The sequence below is a fragment of the Nocardioides sp. genome, assembly GCF_024509035.1.
Lineage (GTDB): Bacteria > Actinomycetota > Actinomycetes > Propionibacteriales > Nocardioidaceae > Nocardioides.
Genome location: NZ_JANINT010000001.1, coordinates 1 through 2,575, shown reverse-complemented (window position 1 = coordinate 2,575; position 2,575 = coordinate 1). Strand labels below are relative to the sequence as shown.

The following is a 2,575-nucleotide window of genomic DNA, read 5'->3' as shown; positions in this document are numbered from 1 at the left end:
GGGTGACGTCTTCTACCTGCACAGCCGGCTCCTCGAGCGCTGCGCCAAGCTCTCCGACGACCTGGGCGCGGGCTCGATGACCGGCCTGCCGATCATCGAGACCAAGGCCAACGACGTGTCGGCGTACATCCCGACCAACGTCATCTCGATCACCGACGGCCAGATCTTCCTCCAGTCCGACCTGTTCGCCGCCAACCAGCGCCCCGCGATCGACGTCGGTGTGTCGGTGTCGCGCGTGGGTGGCTCGGCGATGACCAAGGCGATGAAGGCGGTCACCGGCTCGCTCAAGGTCGACCTGGCGCAGTTCCGCGCGATGGAGGCGTTCGCGATGTTCGCCTCCGACCTCGACGCGGCCTCGCGCCAGCAGCTCGACCGTGGCCAGCGGCTGATGGCGCTGCTCAAGCAGCCGGCCTACTCGCCGTACCCGCTCGAGGAGATGACGGTCTCGCTGTGGCTGGGCACCAGCGGCAAGCTCGACCGGGTCCCCACCGAGGACGTGCTGCGCTTCGAGCGTGAGTTCCTCGACTTCCTGCGCCGCTCGCACGACGGCATCCTCGCGGCGATCCGGGAGACGCAGAAGTTCGAGGACGACACCGCCTCCTCGCTGGAGGACGCCTACAACTCCTTCCTCGACCAGTTCGAGACCTCCGAGGGCAACTCGATCAAGGTCGGCCACGAGCCGGACGCCGAGCCGCTGGCCGACGAGGACGTCGAGCAGGAGCAGATCGTCAAGCAGAAGCGGGGCTGAGGTAGCTCATGGCTGTATCGCTGCGCGAGTACCGCGCGCGGATCAAGTCGACGGAGTCGATGAAGAAGATCACGCGTGCCATGGAGCTCATCGCTGCGTCCCGCATCATCAAGGCGCAGCAGCGGGCCCAGTCGGCCGCCCCGTACGCCCGCGAGCTCACCCGTGCCGTGTCCGCGGTGGCGACGTACTCCAACGTCGACCACCCGCTGACCCGCGAGCCGGAGAACCCCCAGCGGGTCGCGATGCTCATCGTGACCAGCGACCGGGGTCTGGCCGGTGCCTACTCCTCGAGCGTGCTCAAGGAGGCCGAGCGCCTCGCCGAGAAGCTGCGCGGTGAGGGGAAGGAGATCGACGTCTACCTGTGCGGTCGCAAGGGTGAGGCGTACTACCGCTTCCGCGGCCGTCCGGTGGTGCGGGCGTGGACCGGGTTCTCCGACCAGCCGTCCTACGATGCGGCGCTGGAGGTCGGCAGCACGCTGATCGACGCGTTCCTCGACGAGGACGGGGAGCACGCGGTCGACGAGGTCCACGTCGTCTACACGCGATTCCGCTCGATGCTCACCCAGGAGCCCACGGCGGTGCGCCTGCTGCCCCTCGAGGTCGTCGAGGGCGAGGAGCGTCCCGCGAGCGACGACGTGCTACCGCTCTACGAGTTCGAGCCGTCGGCCGAGGCGGTGCTGGACAACCTGCTGCCGCAGTACGTCCAGAGCCGGATCTTCTTCGCCTTCCTGCAGGCCGCGGCCTCCGAGCTCGCCGCCCGCCAGAAGGCCATGAAGTCGGCGACCGACAACGCCGACGAGCTGATCAAGAAGTACACACGTATCGCCAACCAGGCCCGTCAGGCCGGCATTACCCAGGAAATCAGCGAGATCGTCGGTGGCGTCAACGCGCTCGCCGACGCACAAGCCGGGAGTGAGTGAAGACATGACTGCAACGATCGAAGAGACCCAGGAGACCGGCTCCGCTGGCGTCGGTCGCATCGCCCGGGTCATTGGCCCGGTCGTCGACGTCGAGTTCCCGGTGGACTCGATGCCCGACATCTACAACAAGCTCGAGTGCGAGCTGACCCTCAGCGGCGAGACGAAGATCCTCTCGCTCGAGGTCGCCCAGCACATCGGCGACGGCATGGTCCGCGCGATCTCGCTGCAGCCGACCGACGGCCTCGTCCGTGGCGCGCAGGTCACCGACACCGGCGGCCCGATCACGGTGCCGGTCGGCGACGCGACCCTCGGCAAGGTGTTCAACACCCTCGGCGAGGTGCTCAACCTCGAGGAGGGCGAGACCTTCGAGCCCACCGAGCGCTGGGGCATCCACCGCAAGGCGCCCGCCTTCGACCAGCTGGAGTCCAAGACCCAGATGTTCGAGACCGGCATCAAGGTCATCGACCTGCTCACGCCGTACGTCCAGGGCGGCAAGATCGGCCTGTTCGGCGGTGCGGGCGTCGGCAAGACCGTGCTGATCCAGGAGATGATCGCGCGTGTCGCCAAGGACCACGGTGGTGTGTCGGTGTTCGCCGGCGTGGGTGAGCGCACCCGCGAGGGCAACGACCTGATCGTCGAGATGGAGGAGGCCGGCGTCATCGGCCAGACCGCCCTCGTGTTCGGTCAGATGGACGAGCCGCCGGGCACCCGCCTGCGGGTCGCGCTGTCCGCGCTGACGATGGCGGAGTACTTCCGCGACGTGCAGGGCCAGGACGTGCTGCTGTTCATCGACAACATCTTCCGGTTCACCCAGGCCGGCTCGGAGGTGTCGACCCTGCTGGGTCGCATGCCCTCCGCCGTGGGCTACCAGCCCAACCTGGCCGACGAGATGGGCACGCTGCAGGAG

2 protein-coding genes and 2 pseudogenes are annotated in these 2,575 nt (G+C 68.0%); all 4 read left to right on the top strand.

The window, feature by feature from the left end:
- Positions 1-172 (top strand): annotated as a pseudogene (locus Q0L15_RS24940) (F0F1 ATP synthase subunit alpha); the annotation flags it as partial.
- Positions 173-250: 78 nt separating this feature from the next.
- The gene (locus Q0L15_RS00015) at positions 251-748 is read left to right on the top strand and encodes a hypothetical protein (RefSeq protein ID WP_366939515.1); all 498 of its coding nucleotides are present in this window, start codon (positions 251-253) and stop codon (positions 746-748) included.
- An 8-nt stretch (positions 749-756) separates the two neighbouring features.
- Entirely contained in the window at positions 757-1,668 is a 912-nt protein-coding gene (locus Q0L15_RS00010) for a F0F1 ATP synthase subunit gamma (RefSeq protein WP_296601319.1), read from the top strand.
- 4 nt (positions 1,669-1,672) lie between these two features.
- Positions 1,673-2,575, top strand: a pseudogene (locus tag Q0L15_RS00005) (F0F1 ATP synthase subunit beta); the annotation flags it as partial.